Source organism: Cupriavidus sp. 05T41 (assembly GCF_056396525.1).
The window spans coordinates 138,840-152,541 of sequence record NZ_JBFTLQ010000003.1 but is presented as its reverse complement, the minus strand read 5'-3'; the positions used below and the strand labels follow the sequence as shown (position 1 = coordinate 152,541).

Here is a 13,702-nt window from a genome sequence, read left to right as displayed (position 1 = left end):
ATTGACTGGTTGACCGGTTGGCTAATTGACGCGGCGGGCGACACCCTGCCAGTACTGTTCACGCACCAGCTTGCGGGCCAGCTTGCCGCTGGCGTTCTTGGGCAGCTCGCCAACGAAGTCGACGGAGCGCGGCGACTTGTAGTCGGCGATGCGCGCGCGGCAATGGGCGATGAGGTCGGCCGCGCTTGCCTGCCGGCCGGGCCTGAGCGTCACCACCGCCTTGACGCTCTCGCCCCAGGTGTCGTCGGGTACGCTGATCACGCAGGCTTCCAGCACGTCCGGGTGCAGGTACAGGGCCGCCTCGACCTCGGTCGGGTACACGTTGAAGCCGCCGGAGATGATCATGTCTTTCTTGCGGTCGACCAGGTAGATATAGCCTTCCTCGTCGACGCGGGCGAGGTCGCCGGTGCGCAGCCAGCCGTCGACCAGGGTTTCGCGGCTCAGCTCCGGCTCGCCCCAGTAGCCCTGGAAGACGTCTTCGCCACGGATGATCAGCTCACCGATCTCGTCACCGGCCACTTCCTGGCCGTGGTCGTCGACGACCCGCACCTCCGTTTCCCCGAGCGCGCGCCCGCAGGAGGCCAGCCGCTGCGGGCGGCGCGCCAGCGCATCCGCATGGTCGGCGGTCGACAGCCGCGTCACGCCGGAGGTGGATTCGCTGGCGCCGTAGCCCTGCGACAGGACCGGGCCGATGCGCTCCCACGCTTCGCGGATACGCGCCGGCGCCATGGGCGCCGCGCCATAGGCCAGCGTCTTGAGGCTGCCCAGATCGGCGCTGGCCAGCGTCGGCTCCGCMAGCAGCATATTGATCATGGCCGGCACCATGAACACATGGGTGATGCGCAGCCTGGCGACCTCGGCAAGGAAATGCGCGGGCTCGAACTTGTCGAACAGCACCAGCGTCGCGCCGGCATACAGGTAGGGCTGCATCAGCATGCCCGAGGCATGGGTGACCGGCCCGATCAAAGCCAGGCGGTCGCCCGGCCGCGCCGGCTTGTCCATGCCGAGCAGCATCTTGCGCAGCGCCGCCAGGCGGTTGCCGTAGCTCTGCATGGCGGCCTTGATCTTGCCGGTGGAGCCGGAGGAAAAATGCAGCACGGCGAGGTCGCCAGGGGCCGGCGCGATCTCCGGTGCGGTCGTGCCGCCGGCGGCCAGGAGCGACTCGTAGTCGCCATAGCCGGCGGCGTGGCCGCCGATCGAAATGAAGGTCTCGACCGAGCCGAAGCCCGCCGTGGCGGGCGAGTAGCCTGTGTAGCCCGGTCCGGCGAGCAGAACGCGCGGCGTGCAGTTCTCCACGACGTCGGATGCCTCGGCCGCGGTGAAGCGCGGGTTCAGTGCCGCCTTGACGAGTCCGGCCTTGTACAAGGCGCATTCGATCTCGACCAGTTCGGTGCGGTTGCGCGACTGGACCGCCACACGGTCGCCCCGGGCCAGGCCAAGGCCCAGCAGCGCGTTGGCCAGGCGGGTCGAGCGCTCGTCGAGCTGGCGGTAGGTCAGCACGCGGTCCTGGTACAGCACGGCGGCGTTGTCGCCCCAATACCGTGCGGCACGGCGAAGGAAGAAAGCGAAGCTCATCGGTGTCTCCGTAGTCGTAGTAGTTCTTGAGCACAGTCTGTAAGATGAGAGGCATCACTACAATGCTGCGTTGGCTATAAAGTCATAACCAACTGGAATGCCGAGATGGAGACAAGGGATCTGGAGTACGTGCTGGCCGTCAGTGCCCACGGCGGCATCGGGCGCGCCGCGGAAACGCTGGGCATCAGCCAGCCGGCCCTGAGCAAGGCCGTGCAGCGGGTGGAGGCGCAGATCGGCCTGCCCCTGTTCGAGCGCACCGCCAACGGCATGGTCCCGACGCAGGCCGGCGTGCAATTCATGGAGCGCGCGCGCCGGATCCGCCTGGAGTACGACGATGCGATCAAGGAAATGCAGGGGGTACGCACGGGCGAGCAGGGCATCCTGCGCCTGGGCTATTCGCCCTCCATGCCCAATGCGCTCGTGCTGGAAGCCTGCCGGCAACTCGTCAGGGAACGGCCGGTGGCGAAGCTGCGCCTGCGCCGCCGTCTTGCGCGGGRGCTGATGGACCTTCTCATCGCAGGCGAACTGGACCTGGCCGTCGCGCCGGTACCCATGCAGCGCGCGAGCGAGTTCGCGGTACAGGAACTGTTCGACGACCGGCTCGTCGTGGTGGCCGACGAAGCCCACCCGCTGCAGCGCCGCCGCAAGCTGACGCTGGCGGACCTGGCCCGCGAGGAGTGGCTGCTGCCGGAGCCGCATATCGTATTGCGGCAGCTGGTCGACGCGGCCTTCCGCGAGCGCGGACTCGCCGGGCCGAACCTGCGGATCGAAACGGACTTCGGCAGCGCGTCGCTGTTCCACCTGATGCGCGGCACGCGCATGCTGAGCATATCGGGCGGGGGGGACGAGGCCATGCTGAACGGACTGCATGCGCTGGACGTGGGCGTCGAGGAACTGGACCTGCGCCGGCGCGTGGGCGTGATCACCCGGGCTGGCGCTTATGTCTCGCCGCTTGCGCAGCGGATGAGCGCCTTGCTGGCKGAGCGCAGCCGTTGATGGGGGTGCTGATGACCGTGTTGATGATGGCGCGGGGCAGACCGCGGCGGGCAGCGGCGCCGGCCCCGCTTTTGTCATGGCAGCGGATCGGGTATCTTCGTGGCTTGAGGCGCAGGCCCCTTGCCGTTGAATGACGATGCGGCAGGCCGCGCCAGACTTGGCTATAAGGAAATCGACGGGATGGATTCAGCTTTGCCGGACGCCAGTGCACTGGTCCCGCTTCCCTATCACCTGGCCGTGGTTGACTACCTGAAAAGCCAGGAGCCCGATGTGTGGGCGTGGGCGAGTTCCTTCAAGGTGCGGGACGAGCATGTGGCCGAGGTCCGTGCGCACCTGTTGCGCGATACCTACCGTCTCGATGCCGCGGCGCATCCGGAGGTGCACGCAGCGCTCGGCCTGGTGATGCAGCGGCTCGGGATCTCCGCGCCGGCCAGCATCTACCAGTCGGGCGGGCAGCAGATGAATGCCTCGCTGTTGTTCGTGCCGGGCGAAGTCCATGTGATCCTGCAAGGGCCGGTGCTCGAACACCTGACGCAGGAAGAATTGCTGGCCCTGTTCGGCCATGAACTGTCCCACTACCTGCTCTGGTCATGCGACGAGGGCGCCTTCCACACCGCCGAGCGCATCCTCAACGATGCGATGGCGGCCGCGGCCTCCGCGGCGAGCCACCACGAGACCGCGCGGCGCTACTACCTGCATACCGAGCTGTTCGCCGATCGTGGCGGTGCGGTGGCGGCGGGCGCGGTCGCCCCGGCMGTGTCCACGCTGGTCAAGGTACACACCGGCATTGCCAGCGCCGATGCCGCCGCGTATCTGCGGCAGGCCAGCGAGGTCGACGCCGCCGACGCCGGCGCGACCGCGGCGGCAACGCATCCGGAGACCTTTATCCGGGCGCGGGCGCTCGACCTGTGGTGGCAGGGCGCGGGGGACCTGAACGCATGGCTGGAGCGCAGGCTGCAGGGGCCGCTGGCGCTKGACAGGCTCGACCTGCCGGGCCAGCTCAGGCTGGCGGCGCTCACGCGGGGCTTTCTCACTCACTTCCTGGCCGATGGCGCATTGCGTACCGAGGCGGTGGCCAACCAGGTGCGCGCGCTGTTCCCCGACTGGTCGGCCACCGAGGCGCCGGCGGCATTGTCCGCCTTCGAGAGCGCGCAGGTGGATGACAGCGTGCGCCACTACCTGAATGCGCTGATGCTCGACGTCGCCCTGGTGGATCCGGATATCCGCGATGCCGCGCTGCTGCATGCCGCGCGGACCGCGCGCACGCTGGGCACCCTCGAGGCACTGCAGCTCAACCTCAAGCGCGATGCCCGTTTCGGCAAGCGCGACCTGGACAGGCTGAACAAGCAACTGGCGAAGGCAACAGACGCATGAATGACGTGGCAGATGCAGCAACAGGCGAGCCCAGCTCGTTCCGGTCCCTGGTGGATGCGMAGGACGGCGCCGCCCTGACCACGGACGATGTGCTGGTGCTGGTGCTTCCCTTGTTCGGGGAGGTCGCGAGGCTCCATGCCGAAGGCAGGGTGGCGACGCTGGACGCGGGTTCGGTCGTCCTGGGCGAGTCCGGCGCGCTGCAGCTGCGGCAGCCGGGCGGCGAGCGGCCGAGGATGGACATCGGCGCCGTGCATCGCGTRCAGCCGCAGCCCGGCTCGGCGCTCAATATCGTCGGGGAGTTGCGCAAGTCCTCGGACGCCGGCACCGGCGAGAAGATTGCCGATCTCGATGTGCAGCCGGACCTCGAAGCGCCCATTTCGCGTCCGGTCTACCTGCCGGGCCTGGCGAGCTGGGAGATCATGGTCGGCCACCACGACGAGATCACCGACATCTTCCGCCTGGGGCTGATGCTGGCATGCCTGGCGTGCGGCCTGGACTTCGACGATGCGCACGATGTGGAGCGGTTCGCCGCGCACCGGCGCAACCTGTTCCAGCTCAACGACCGGCTCAATCCGGTGGTGGCCAGCGTCATCGTGGAGATGACGGCGCTTAACCGCCACGAGCGCGCCACCGACCTGTCGGGCCTGGCGCGCAGGCTCCAGGCGTGGCGCGACCAGCCGGCCGCGCTGGACATCGAGCGCGCGCTGGCCGGGGCGACGGGCCTGGCGCCGCGCCGCACCGCGGTCCTGTCGCATCTGCGCGATCGCCTCTTCGATCTCTCGCGCCGCAACCGCCTGCTGCATTTCCGGCCCGGCGTGGCCACCGTGAACCTCACCGTGGCGAGCGTGCCGATGATGCTCCAGGTCGAGAGCATCCGGGCGGAGCATATCTGCACCTGGGGCGGCCCCTTCGCCGCCGACGTTGCCTCCGGCAGCGCGGTGAACCTGCATCACTGGCTGCGCTTCGAGGACCAGCCCTACCTGCCGGTAGCGCTCGACCGCCTGATCCAGGAAACCCGGCGCGACCGCGCCGAGTACGGCTTCGGCAATCTGCGGCTGGTGGTGGCGTTCCTGCGCTGGCACAACCTCAAGGAGGCGCCTGAAGAACGCATCACCACGCCGCTGTTGTGGATGCCGGTCGAGCTCACCCGCAGGAAGGGCGTGCGCGACCAGTACGTGATCCAGTGCGAGGACGCCGAGGCAGAGTTCAACCCGGTCCTGCGACACTACCTGCGCCAGCTCTACGATATCCGGCTGCCCGCCACCGTCGACCTGCAGAAGACCACGATMGCGCAGGTGCACGCGGACATCCTGGCCCAGATCCGGCAGTCGGAGCCCTCGGTGGAGCTGCGCCTGCTKGAAAAGCCAGCCATCAGKCTGGTGCGCCAGAAAGCCATGCAGCGCATGCAGCAGTTCCAGCGCCGGCGCGGCGCAAGCCGCGCGCCGCGCGCGGGGCTGGCCAGCCTGCCCGACTACAGCTATGACCCGCAGGACTACCGTCCGCTGGGGCAGGCGCTGTTCGAGTCGCTGGTGCGGCCGAGCCCCTTGCCGCAGCGTTTCCAGGCCGGCGCCATGCCGGTGGCGGGGCCGCGCCATGCCCGCATGGCGGAAGCGCCGCCGGCGGAAGAGGCCGCAGGGGCAGCAGAGGCAGCAGAAACCGAACAGGTCGGCTACGCGCTGCAGGAGTCCGAGGGGCACCGCTATGCGTGGGACCTGGACCTGACCCAGGTGACGCTGGCGAACTTCAACTATCGGAAGATGTCGCTGGTGCGCGATTATTCGCAGTTKCTGGAGGAGCAAGCCAGCAATCCGGCATTCKACCGGGTGTTCTCGATCGAGCCGCGGGAAGTCGACACCGGGGCGGTGGCGCCGATCGCCATCCGCGACCAGTGGAACGTGGTGCCTTCCGACGCGACGCAGAACGCCGCCGTCAGCCTGGCCCGCAGCCAGCGCAGCTTCATCATCCAGGGGCCGCCCGGCACGGGCAAGTCGCAGACCATCACGAACCTGATTGCGGACTACGCGGGGCGCGGGCTGCGTGTCCTGTTCGTCTGCGAAAAGCGCGCCGCGCTGGATGTGGTCTTCCATCGCCTGAAACAGAGCGGGCTGGGCGAGCTGTGTTGCCTGATCCACGATTCGCAGACCGACAAGAAGGCATTCGTCACCGATCTGCGCGCCTGCTACGAGCGCTGGATCGCGCAGCCGCACGACAGCGAACGGCTGCGGGACCAGCGCAACGAGACCCTGGCCACGCTGGAACGGCAGCAGGCGCGCATCGAACGTTTCGAACAAGCGATGGCGGACCTGCCAGCGTCGCTGGGCACCACGATCCGGTCGCTGGTGCGCCGCCTGGCCGAATTGCCGCCGGCCCCGGCCGCGCCCGACCAGGCGCAGCGCGAGCTGCTGCCGTCCATGGCCACCTGGACCAAGCACCGGGACCTGGCCCAGCGCCTGCATCGCAGCCTGGTGGAGCGCTTTGGCGTACGCAGCCTGGCCGAGCATCCGTTTGCCCGGCTTGCGCGCGGATTGCTCGATGATGAGCGCGCCTTCGGGCGGGCCAGGCAACTGGTGGATGAGTGCGAAGCCCTGTTCGACCAGCTGGATGCGGTGCTCGACGATACCGCCCGCCTGGCGGACGGCGGCACCTCGCTGACGGATGCATTGGCCATTGCGCAGGAAAGCCGATGGCTGCTCGACCATCACCTGGCCGGCCACCTGGTCCTGCTGGATGCAGGCTCGCCGGCGGCCACGGAGCTGGCAGGCGCGCGCGCGCAGCTCGAGCAGAAGACCGCGGCGCTTGCCCAGGMTGCCACCGCGACCACGCAGTGGCGCGACAAGCTGAGCCCGGACGACACGGCTTCGGCGCTGGACCTGGTCCGCAGGCACGAGGGCTCCCTGATGCGCTGGCTGCAGCCGGCGTGGTGGCGGCTGCGCGCGGAGCTCAAGCGCCGCTATGATTTCTCGCGCCATGCGATCCACCCCGGCTATGCCAAGGTGCTCGCAGCACTGGCGGCGGAGCAGGCCGCCGCCGCGGCGCTMGCGCAGGCGGACGCTGCCTTCCATGCCCGCTACGGCGTACCCTCCATGCCATCGTTCCTGCAGGCGCTGGACGAGCTGCGGCAACGCGTCGCCTCGTCCGGCATCAGCCGTCGCCTGGCCGGGCACTTGCGCAATGCCGTCGACCCGGTCGTGGCCGCGCAGGCCGAAGCATCGATGCAGCAAGCCCTGGAAAAGCTGGCCCAGCGCGTGCGCGCGGGCCTCGCCGTTGCCGATGCGGCCACCCTGGACGACCTGGCCGAGCTGTTGCGCGACCTGCGCGAAGATCTGGAGGAACTGCCGGACCTGCTGCCGCTCTTGCGCGCCACGCACGCCGCCGGCGCGGCATACGCCGGGGCGCTGCAGACCCTGCCTTACGCACCGGCCGAGCTGGAGGCGCTGGTGGCCGACGAGGCGCTCAAACGCCTGGAGCGGCAAGCGCCGGAGCTGGCCCGCTTCGACGGCGCGGCACTGGCTGCGGCGGCGCGCGGCGTGGCCCACGGCGAGAAGAGCGTGCTCGAGCAGAACGCACGCCAGGTGCGGGCGACCTTGCATCGCCAGTTCAGCGAGCACGTGCGGCAGTCGTCGCTGTCGGCCACCCAGCTCGATCCGGCCGGAAAGGAATTCAAGAAACGCTATGCCACCGGCCGCCGGRAGCTGGAGCACGAGTTCGGCAAGAGCATGCGCTACCGCTCCATCCGCGACCTGTCCGACGACGAAACCGGCCTGGTGATCAACGACCTGAAGCCGATCTGGCTGATGAGCCCGCTCTCGGTGTCGGATACGCTGCCGCTCTCGCCGGATCTGTTCGACGTGGTGATCTTCGACGAGGCAAGCCAGATCCCCACCGAGGAAGCCGTGCCGGCGCTGAGCCGCGCGTCGCAGGTGGTTGTCGTGGGCGACGAGATGCAGCTGCCCCCGACCAGCTTCTTCTCGGCTGCCGGCGCGGAGGACGCGGACGAGATMATCGTCCAGGAAGAGGGCGAGCGGATCGCCATCAGCCTGGATGCCGACAGCCTGCTGAACCAGGCGGCGCGCAACCTGCCCGCGACCCTTTTGGCCTGGCACTATCGCAGCCGGCACGAAACGCTGATCAGCTTCTCCAATGCGGCTTTCTACGAGGGGCGCCTGGTCACCATTCCCGACCGCATGCTGGAGCAGGCCGGCCAGGCGCCGGCCGATGCCCGCTTCGATGCCGGGGACCCGGTCATTGCCGGCGTGGACCATGTGATGGCGCGCCCGGTCAGTTTTCATCGTATCGACGACGGCGTCTACGCGCAGCGGCGCAATGTGCCGGAAGCACGCTACATCGCCGCCATGGTGCGCGAGCTCCTGCGGCGCGGGACTGGCCTGAGCATCGGCATCGTGGCCTTCTCGGAAGCCCAGCAGGGCGAAATCGAGGCAGCGCTGGAAGTGCTGGCGCTGGAGGATGCGGATTTCGCGATGCGGCTGGAGCGTGAATATGTGCGCGAGGACGAGGACCAGTTCAACGGCCTGTTCGTGAAGAACCTGGAAAACGTACAGGGCGACGAGCGCGACATCATCATCCTGAGCATCTGCTATGCCCCGGGGCCGGACGGGAAGATGCTGATGAACTTCGGCCCGATCAACCAGCGCGGCGGCGAGAAACGGCTCAATGTCATCTTCAGCCGGGCCCGCCACCGCATGGCCGTGGTCTCGACCATCCATGCCGAGGCGATCACCAACGTGCATAACGATGGCGCCGCGGCGCTGCGCGCGTTCCTGCAGTTCGCCCACGCCAGCGCGCATGGCGAGTCGGAGCGCTCGCAGCTGGTGCTGGGCGGGCTCAATCCMGGCGCCAAGGGCGCTTTTACCCGGGCGGCCCCGGAGGATCCGGTTCGCCGCGCCATCGCGGCGGCGCTGCGCGCGCGCGGGCACGACGTGCATGAGCATGTGGGGCGATCGCGCTTCCGGTGCGACCTGGCCATTGCMGATGCGACCGGCGGGCACTATGCGCTGGCGATCCTGCTGGACGCGCCCGATGCCGAGGTGCCCGACGCGCGGGAGCGCTACGTGTTCCGGCCGACCATCCTGCGCAATTTCGGCTGGCGCGTGATCGACATACCGGGCAAGGACTGGATACGCGATCCGGAAGCCGTGCTGTCGCGCATCGAGGCCAGTCTCGCCGGCACTGTCGGGGAGGAAGAAGAGGCGCCGCCGGATGCCGAAGCGGACGACGGCCCGCCGTCCCCCGGTGGCGCAGGCGCGCCGGATCCCGCCCGGGTCTCGCCGGCGCTGCCTGGCGAGGCTGCCGGACCCGGCGCATCCGCTACGTCCCTGGTCCGTCGGTTTCGCTTCGAGCAAGKCAGCTCGAGGAAGTTCTGGCGCATCTCGGTGAGCGCAATGGAAATGACGGTGAGCTATGGCCGTATCGGCACGAATGGCCAGTCTGTCCTGAAGGTGTTCGACACGCACGAGAGGGCCCGGCGTGAAATGGACAAGCTGGTCGACGAGAAACTGAGAAAGGGCTACGAGGAAGAGTAGGGCCCGGCGCCGCGGCCCATGGCCATGCGAGGCATGGCCATGAGCCGCCGGCCCCGCTCACGCCGGGACGGGCGCGTCAGGCATTGAATATGTCGTCGTCCAGGAAGTCGTCACTGCCCGCGCCGTCATCCGGCAGGCCGCGACTCAGCCCCGCATCAAGGGCATCGCCCGACGAGCGGTCGTCATTCCCGTAGTAGTTGTTGACCACGGTCGACTCGGCCGGCAGCGCGCCCGCGGCGGGCTGCCCGAGAAAGCCGCTCCCGCTCCCGTTCCCGCTATTGCGATGGAACAGGTTCTCGATGCCCTGGAACAGGAACGCGCCTCCGGCTACGCCGGCGGCCGTGGTTGCGATGCCGCCCAGCGTGCTTCCCAGGCCGCCGCCCAGAAAGCCGGGCCGGGGAGGCTGTGCCTGCACCTGTACCGGCTGGGCCGGTGGCGATACGGAGACAGGCATGCCCGACGGGGCCGGCATCACCGGGCGCGCCGCGGCCGGATCGACATTGCCGACATTGCCGACATTGCCGAAATTGTTGAMGGCATTGGCGCTGCTTCCCCAGGCGTTCTCCTGGGCGAGGAAGCGGCTGGAGCCGCTGGCCTGCGCCATCTGCAACTGCGCCTGCAGCGTAGAGATCTGGGCCTTTGCCGCGATCAGCGCATGGTCAAGCAGGATGGCGCGCTGTACCAGCAGGTACGCGGCATCCGGTTGCCTGGCGACGGCATCGGCGATGAGCGCCTCTGCCTGGGGGTCCTTTGCGCCTGCTCGGGCCTGGGTCAACTGCGCCAGGAAGCCTTCCAGCGCCTGCATCTCTTGGGGGGTCATGGCACCACCTGTCCGGGTTGTCTTGAGTGTTGTCAGTCTAGKGGCCGAGACTTAAGCGAGACTTAAAAGACCGGCCCCGGCGTGATTGCGGGGTTTTGCCAGGCTGGCGGGCCCCTGTCAGGATGCGGCTCTTGCTATCAGGAAGTCCACCAGCAATCGTGCCGCCGGCGACAGGCTCGCCTCGTCGCGAAAGCAGATCGCAAAACGCCGCTGCGCCCACGCATCGGTGAGCKGGATCACCTGCACGCCAAAGCTGGCCGAAACGGGTTCGACCACCTCGCGCGGCACGATGGTAAGGCCAAGGTTCGCGCGGACGCAGCGAAGCGTGGCATCGAAGGAGGACACCACCACCCGGTACGCCATCGGCTTGCCGATGATGGCCGCGGCGCGCGCCAGCATGGTGTGCACCGCAGTCTGCCCCGGCATGCCGATGTGGTCGTAGTCAAGCGTCTGCGCGAAAGTGCAATCCGCGCGGCTGGCCAGCGGATGCGAGGGATGGACGATCGCCGCCAGGGCATCGGTGCGGTAGGGCCGGGTCTGGAATCCTTCTAGGTCCGCGGCATCCCAGCAGATCCCCAGCGATGCCGAGCCTTCGCGCAGGGACCTGACGATGTCGCGGCTGAGGCTTTCTTCCATGGTGACGCGGATATCCCGGTGCGCCGGTACCTGCAGGAAGCCCGCGATATCGTCGGGCAGGGATTCGGCCATGCACGACACGGTGGCCAGCAGCCGGACCTGGCCCTTGATGCCCTTGCCGTGGTCGGCCATGTCGCGCTCCACGCGATCGGCCGCCGCCAGCATGGCGCGCGCGTGCTCGAGCAGGATCTCCCCGGCCGCGGTCGGGATCACGCCGCGCCGGCGCCGCTCGAACAGTGTGACGCCCACGGTGTCTTCGAGTTGCGCCAGCCGCTTGCTGATGGCCGACGCCACGATGTGCTGCTGCTCGCCGGCGCGCGCCATATTGCGCGTCTCGCAAACGGCGGCGAACAGGCGCAGCGAGGTGAGGTCCAGGTCACGCATCCGCAGGCCTTGCCAGAGTTTCCGATGTGGAAATCTTACGCGAAATTCTCATCATCATTGCTCAGCTCGGGAATCCCTGCGGCGTTGTGGAATGGCTGATCCCGACGTTTTCAGGCGGAKACATTCCGATCCGGAACGTTAGTGCTGCTCCAATACCGCTTCTGGCCTCGTCGGGAACGGCATACAGTTCGCCTATCGAGCCGGAACCCCGGAGCCACCTGTGGAGACAGACCGCATGACGACACCGACCAACAGCACATCCCGCCAGGCGGTGATCCGCGAGGTGGGGCTGCGCGACGGCCTTCAAAGCATCGCTACCATCCTGCCTACCTCCGCCAAGCGCGAATGGATCCAGGCTKCCTACGCCGCTGGCCAGCGCGAGATCGAGGTCGGCTCGTTCGTGCCGGCCAGGCTGCTGCCGCAACTGGCCGATACCGCGGAACTGGTGGACTTCGCCAGGTCCATGCCGGGATTGTTCGTCTCGGTACTGGTGCCGAACCTGCGCGGCGCCGAGAACGCCATCGCCAGCGGCGCGGACCTGATGCTGGTGCCGCTTTCCGCCAGCCATGCGCATAGCCTGGCCAACCTGCGCAAGACGCCCGACGAAGTGGTGGCCGAGGTGGGCCGGATCCGCGCCGCGCGCGACGCGGCCGGCTCCCGGACGCTGATCGAAGGTGGCGTCGGCACGGCCTTCGGCTGCACGATACAGGGCCGCGTGGACCCGGAAGAAGTACTGCGCCTGATGCAGGCCTTGCTGGATGCGGGCGCCGACCGCGTCAGCCTGGCGGACACGGTCGGCTATGCCGATCCCGCCATGGTGCGAAGCCTGTTCGAGCGCGCCCGGGCCATTGCCGGCGAGCGCTTCTGGTGCGGCCATTTCCACGATACGCGCGGCCTCGGCCTGGCCAACGTCTGTGCCGCCCTGCAAGCCGGGGTCACGCGCTTTGATGCCTGCCTTGCCGGGATCGGCGGCTGTCCGCACGCCCCCGGCGCCAGCGGCAATGTCGCCACCGAAGACCTGGCTTTCATGCTCGCGAGCATGGGATTCGCGACCGGCGCCGATATCGGCAAGCTGCTTGCGCTGCGCGCGCGCGTGGCCGGCTGGCTGGACGGTGAAACCCTGCACGGCACCCTGTGGCGCGCCGGCCTGCCCAAGACCTTTTCCGCGTCGCTTGCCGATGCCGTGACCGCCTGAGAGCGACCCATGCCTACTGAACATTCCCCCTTGCCGCTTGCCGGCATCCGCGTCCTCGAGTTCACCCATATGGTGATGGGCCCGACCTGCGGCATGATCCTGGCCGATCTCGGCGCCGAAGTCATCAAGGTCGAGCCGCCGGGCGGCGACAAGACGCGCAACCTTCCCGGGCTGGGTATCGGTTTCTTCCGCTCGTTCAACCGCAACAAGAAAAGCGTCGTCATCGATATCACCACCCCGCAGGGGCAGGCCACGGCGGCAGAACTGGCCGGCCAGTGCGATGTGCTGCTGGAGAATTTCCGCCCGGGCCTGATGGCCAAATGCGGGCTGGACCATGCGACGCTTTCGGCGAAGTATCCCGGGCTGATCTACGTCTCCCACAAGGGCTTTCTTCCCGGTCCCTATGAGAACCGGCTGGCCCTGGACGAGGTCGTGCAGATGATGGGCGGTCTTTCCTACATGACCGGGCCAAAGGGCCGCCCGTTGCGCGCCGGCACCTCGGTCAACGACATCATGGGTGGCATGTTCGGCGCCATCGGCGTGCTGGCCGCCCTGCGCGAGCGCGAGCGCACCGGCAAGGGGCAGGAAGTGCAGAGCGCCTTGTTCGAGAATTGCGTGTTCCTGTCGTCCCAGCATATGCAGCAGTTTTCGATGACCGGCGAGCCGCCGCCGCCGATGCCGTCCCGCGTGTCCGCATGGAGCGTCTACGATGTCTTCACGCTGGCCGCAGACGAGCAGCTGTTCATCGGCGCCGTGAGCGACAAGCAGTTCAACAACCTGTGCGAGGTGCTGCAACGGCCCGATCTCGCCGCCGACCCTGCATTCGCCACCAACGCCATGCGCGTGGCCGTGCGGCCGGCCTTGCTGGCACGGCTTGGCGAGATTCTCAAGCATCATCGCGTGGACGAACTCACGCCCAGGCTTGAAGCCGCCGGCATTCCCTATGCGCCCATCGTGCGTCCGGAACAGCTTCTCGACGATCCGCACCTCAAGGCGAGCGGGGGACTGGCGCCGATGCAGACCGAGGATGGCGGCACCACCGACGTCGTGCTGTTGCCACTCATGATGGATGGCCGGCGCCCGGGCGTGCGCATGCCCTTGCCGGGCATCGGCGAGCACAACGAGGAAATCCTTTCCGCCCTGCGTGCGCACACGCCTGGCTGAAATCCTTCCGCCTTGCCG

The 13,702-nt window shown here is 68.3% G+C and carries 8 protein-coding genes; 5 read left to right on the top strand and 3 right to left on the bottom strand.

Going from position 1 to position 13,702, the window contains the following annotated elements:
• Positions 1-21: 21 nt before the first annotated feature.
• The gene (locus AC1DKV_RS02895; protein ID WP_441643454.1) at positions 22-1,575 is read right to left on the bottom strand and encodes an AMP-binding protein; all 1,554 of its coding nucleotides are present in this window, start codon (positions 1,573-1,575) and stop codon (positions 22-24) included.
• Between the two features lie 105 nt (positions 1,576-1,680).
• Between AC1DKV_RS02895 and AC1DKV_RS02890 the strand changes: the two genes are divergently transcribed.
• The 3 genes from AC1DKV_RS02890 (at position 1,681) to AC1DKV_RS02880 (ending at position 9,485) form a co-directional block, all read left to right on the top strand.
• The gene (locus AC1DKV_RS02890) at positions 1,681-2,571 is read left to right on the top strand and encodes a LysR family transcriptional regulator (protein WP_477137437.1); all 891 of its coding nucleotides are present in this window, start codon (positions 1,681-1,683) and stop codon (positions 2,569-2,571) included.
• Between the two features lie 180 nt (positions 2,572-2,751).
• Positions 2,752-3,945, top strand: coding sequence for a M48 family metalloprotease (locus tag AC1DKV_RS02885; RefSeq protein WP_441613448.1), 1,194 nt, complete (start codon positions 2,752-2,754; stop codon positions 3,943-3,945).
• On the top strand, positions 3,942-9,485 hold the full coding sequence (locus AC1DKV_RS02880; RefSeq protein WP_477137436.1) for an AAA domain-containing protein: 5,544 nt from the start codon (positions 3,942-3,944) through the stop codon (positions 9,483-9,485). Before AC1DKV_RS02885 ends, AC1DKV_RS02880 begins: the two co-directional genes overlap by 4 nt.
• Positions 9,486-9,561: 76 nt before the next feature.
• On the opposite strand, the gene AC1DKV_RS02875 is transcribed toward AC1DKV_RS02880, so the two are convergent.
• Entirely contained in the window at positions 9,562-10,305 is a 744-nt protein-coding gene (locus tag AC1DKV_RS02875; RefSeq protein ID WP_477137435.1) for a DUF2076 domain-containing protein, read from the bottom strand.
• A gap of 117 nt (positions 10,306-10,422) precedes the next feature.
• Positions 10,423-11,325 (bottom strand): LysR family transcriptional regulator, encoded by a 903-nt coding sequence (locus AC1DKV_RS02870; RefSeq protein ID WP_477137434.1) that lies wholly within the window; start codon positions 11,323-11,325, stop codon positions 10,423-10,425.
• A 235-nt stretch (positions 11,326-11,560) separates the two neighbouring features.
• Here AC1DKV_RS02870 and AC1DKV_RS02865 point away from each other — a divergent pair, with 235 nt between their 5' ends.
• Both AC1DKV_RS02865 and AC1DKV_RS02860 read left to right on the top strand, forming a co-directional pair.
• Positions 11,561-12,520: a hydroxymethylglutaryl-CoA lyase gene (locus tag AC1DKV_RS02865; protein WP_477137433.1), complete on the top strand. Its 960-nt coding sequence runs from the start codon at positions 11,561-11,563 to the stop codon at positions 12,518-12,520.
• Between the two features lie 9 nt (positions 12,521-12,529).
• Positions 12,530-13,684: a CaiB/BaiF CoA transferase family protein gene (locus tag AC1DKV_RS02860; protein ID WP_441613453.1), complete on the top strand. Its 1,155-nt coding sequence runs from the start codon at positions 12,530-12,532 to the stop codon at positions 13,682-13,684.
• Positions 13,685-13,702: the final 18 nt, after the last annotated feature.

What these genes read in the sequence shown, in the direction of transcription:
- AC1DKV_RS02860 (WP_441613453.1), top strand. Translation starts at nt 12,530, where the DNA reads ATGCCTACTGAACATTCCCCCTTGCCGCTTGCCGGCATCCGCGTCCTC.